The 3130-nt window shown below is 59.6% G+C and carries 3 protein-coding genes and 1 pseudogene; 3 read left to right on the plus strand and 1 reads right to left on the minus strand.

From position 1 onward, the window contains the following. The 3 genes and pseudogenes from ACE3OH_RS21110 to ACE3OH_RS21120 form a co-directional block, all read left to right on the plus strand. Positions 1–332 (plus strand): annotated as a pseudogene (locus ACE3OH_RS21110) (ABC transporter ATP-binding protein); the annotation flags it as partial. A 495-nt stretch (positions 333–827) separates the two neighbouring features. Further along, positions 828–1601: a 2,3-dihydro-2,3-dihydroxybenzoate dehydrogenase gene (locus ACE3OH_RS21115; protein ID WP_374357868.1), complete on the plus strand. Its 774-nt coding sequence runs from the start codon at positions 828–830 to the stop codon at positions 1599–1601. Between the two features lie 101 nt (positions 1602–1702). Further along, the gene (locus tag ACE3OH_RS21120) at positions 1703–2134 is read left to right on the plus strand and encodes a hypothetical protein (RefSeq protein ID WP_374357871.1); all 432 of its coding nucleotides are present in this window, start codon (positions 1703–1705) and stop codon (positions 2132–2134) included. A 130-nt stretch (positions 2135–2264) separates the two neighbouring features. Here the strand turns inward: ACE3OH_RS21120 and ACE3OH_RS21125 are convergent, their stop codons facing one another. After that, positions 2265–2927, minus strand: coding sequence for a 4'-phosphopantetheinyl transferase superfamily protein (locus ACE3OH_RS21125; RefSeq protein WP_374357874.1), 663 nt, complete (start codon positions 2925–2927; stop codon positions 2265–2267). Positions 2928–3130: the final 203 nt, after the last annotated feature.

The following is a 3130-nucleotide window of genomic DNA, read 5'->3' on the forward strand; positions in this document are numbered from 1 at the left end:
TACTGCTGCTGGATGAACCGACCTCGATGCTGGATCTTGGCCACCAGCTGGAAGTGCTGGGCCGGCTCAAGCAGCTGACCGGGCAGGGCAGGGCGGTGGTGCTGGTGCTGCATGATCTCGCTGCCGCCGCCCGCTATGCCGACCGCCTGATCGCCATGCGCGATGGCCGCATCATCGCCGATGGCCCACCCGGCACGGTGGTCACCCCGGCCCTGATCGCGCAGCTGTATGGCGTGGAAGCCGATGTGCTGCAAGCACTGGGCGACGGCGCCCCGGTGGTGGTGCCACGCCTGAATTCCCGGCCGACACTGGCGGCTTGCCAGGGTTCATGAAGGGAAACCCAACACCTGTTGAGACAGAGGGCACCGAGAACACAGAGCGCACAGAGAAAGGCAAAACGCGTAGGTCGGAACGTGTTCCGACAGCAAGGCTTGCCGTGCTCACGTATTGCCTGCAGCCGTCGGAATGAATTCCAACCTACCGCCAAGACGTTGGAGCTCGCACTTGCCCTTCTCTGTGGCCTCTGTGTTCTCAGTGCCCTCTGTGCCTACAGGTTTCAGGTTTTTGAGCATTTTCAAAATAACGTAGCTTTTTAAATCAAGGTATTAGCCATGGAATTCGGACTTGTAGGTCGGAACTTGTTCCGACAGCAAGGCTTGCCGTGCTCACGTATTGCCTGCAGCTGTCGGAATGAATTCCGACCTACGGCCAAGACTGTGGCGCTCGCACTTGCCCTTCTCTGTGCGCTCTGTGTTCTCAGTGCCCTCTGTGTCTACAGGTTTTGGGTTTTGATTATTACTAACAGTATTTGAATCAGAGTATTAGCCATGGAATTCAGTGGAAAAATCGCCCTGGTCAGCGGTGCTGCGCAGGGTATTGGTGCGGCGGTGGCGCGCAAGTTGGCGAGGCAGGGCGCGAAGGTGGCCATGCTCGATAGCGACGCCGAGCGGCTGGCCGCGCAGTATGCGGCCATGGATGGCGGCCCTGGCCTGCTGGCCCTGCCGGTCGATGTGCGCGATCGGCCGGCCATCGATGCGGCGGTCAGCCAGTGCCGGCAGCTGCTCGGTGAAATCGACATCCTGGTCAATGTCGCCGGTATCCTTCGCCCCGGCTCGGTGCTGGAGATGATTGATGCCGACTGGGACGCCACCCTGGCAGTGAATACCCGTGGCCCGGTGCAACTGTGCCAGGCGGTGGCGCCCGCCATGATGGCGCGCCGGCAGGGTGCCATTGTCACGGTCGGTTCCAATGCCGCCAGCGTGCCGCGCCTGAATATGGCGGCCTATTGCGCATCCAAGGCGGCTACCATGCAGCTGATGCGCTGCCTGGCGCTGGAATTGGCGCCCTATGGCATCCGCTGCAACACCGTCTCGCCCGGCTCCACCGATAGCGCCATGCAGCGCCAGCTGTGGCAGGGGCCGGACAGCGCCGCCCAGGTGATCGCCGGCGACGCCGCCAGCTGGCGCCTCGGCATCCCGCTTGGCCGCATCGCTGATCCGGACGATATTGCTGAGGCGGTATGCTTTCTCGCATCCGACCGCGCCCGCCATATCACCCTGCATGATCTGCGCGTGGATGGCGGGGCGACGCTGGACGCGTGAGACTACTGACAAAGGAACGCAAGTAGCTTGCATACAGCGGGCTTAGGGTGGCGCCTGGGATACGCTGAATGAAATATGTGTTTTGGGAAGGAGTTTTTTAAATGACCGTGAACTGTTACAAGGTTGCACCGTTGGTGAGTGCGTTTGGTGCTTGGGGCAAAAAGCATAGACTCGCTTTTGAATCAGTACACGATTTTTTCACGCGTGCAGAGTATTTGAAAGGCTGGGTTCGATTTGAAGGCCCTTGGGAGCGTACCGCGGATGACGTGATATTTAGAAAGCTGACAGAAACTGCCTTTCCGTGTGGAGGAGTTTTGGTGATATCAGACTCCTCTTACCGCATAGGATTGGGTGCATTCGAGGTTGACTGCTCCAATATCCTTGAGTTTGTTTCTAGGCATAAAGAGTTATTCGGTGACCATTTTTTCGATACTGATTTAATCATGCTGAGCCAAGATGAATGTGCGGCATGGTTATTTCACCATGAAGGTGTTTATATTTACGCCAATGAGACGATGTTGCGCACTATCTGACTATAAGGGTGGTGCTCGTAGGTATGGCAGATGATTATCTTTGGACGAGATATAACATGCCAAGGGGCCATACAAACGGGTTGGCGTATTCAATTTTTGCTGGATGTCATTTAGAACGTAAGGTGTTGCCTTAGCAAGTCTGGTCACACACCGCCAACGCCGCCGCAAACCCCGTCGGCACCGGCAGTGCCCATGCCTCGGTGCCGCTGAGCGGCTGTTCGTCCCAGGCCAGCTGGTAGCGTGGGCCGGGCAGGGCGGTGAGGCGGTTCAGTGGCTCGCTGATGCCGCAGCCCCAGGCTTTGAGCACAGCCTCCTTGCCGGCCCAGATGGCCAGAAAGGCAGCGGCGCGCTCCGCTTGCGCGGCCAGATAGGCCAGCTCGCTGTTCGAACACACATAGTCGGCCAGCTCCGGGCTGCTGCCGGCGCGCTCGATATCGATGCCTACCGGCTGATCGGCCGAGATGGCAATCAGCGCCAATTCGCCCGCGTGCGACACATTGAAATGCAGCGGCAGGCCGGCCAGCTGCGGTTTGCCGTGTGGGCCGGTTTCGATGGGCAATCGGTCAGGATCGGCGCCGAGCCGGGCGCCCAGCAATTGCCGCAGGCTGGCGCGCACCAGGGCGAATCGCTGCTGGTCACTGTGGCGGCGAAAGCGCTGGAAGTGCTGCTGTTCTGCCTCGCTCAGCAAGTGCCAGAGCACCTGCGGCAGCTGGGCGGTCAGGTCCATTTCCAGCTGCCAGATATCGATGGCTAGTCCGGCCGGGGCTGCGACAGGTGTGAGGGTAAGGGGCATTGCTAGGCTCTGTTGACGTTTTGCCGGCGGATCGCGTTTCGCCGGAAAGCCGCCAGGCGCAAGGCGTTGTGCACGCAAGGTAGTGATCTACCACAGTGCACAACAACACAGCGCCTGGTGGTTTTCCGACAAAACCCACAGGGCCGGGCCGAGTTTTGCGGTAACTCCGCGTTGTCATTCGCTTACATAAGCCGTTATGCCGC

Origin of the sequence: Chitinimonas sp. (assembly GCF_041904975.1) — a bacterium.
Classification (GTDB): Bacteria; Pseudomonadota; Gammaproteobacteria; order Burkholderiales; family Chitinimonadaceae; genus Chitinimonas.

What these genes read in the sequence shown, in the direction of transcription:
- ACE3OH_RS21125 (WP_374357874.1), bottom strand. Translation starts at nt 2,927, where the DNA reads ATGCCCCTTACCCTCACACCTGTCGCAGCCCCGGCCGGACTAGCCATC.
- ACE3OH_RS21115 (WP_374357868.1), top strand. Translation starts at nt 828, where the DNA reads ATGGAATTCAGTGGAAAAATCGCCCTGGTCAGCGGTGCTGCGCAGGGT.
- ACE3OH_RS21120 (WP_374357871.1), top strand. Translation starts at nt 1,703, where the DNA reads ATGACCGTGAACTGTTACAAGGTTGCACCGTTGGTGAGTGCGTTTGGT.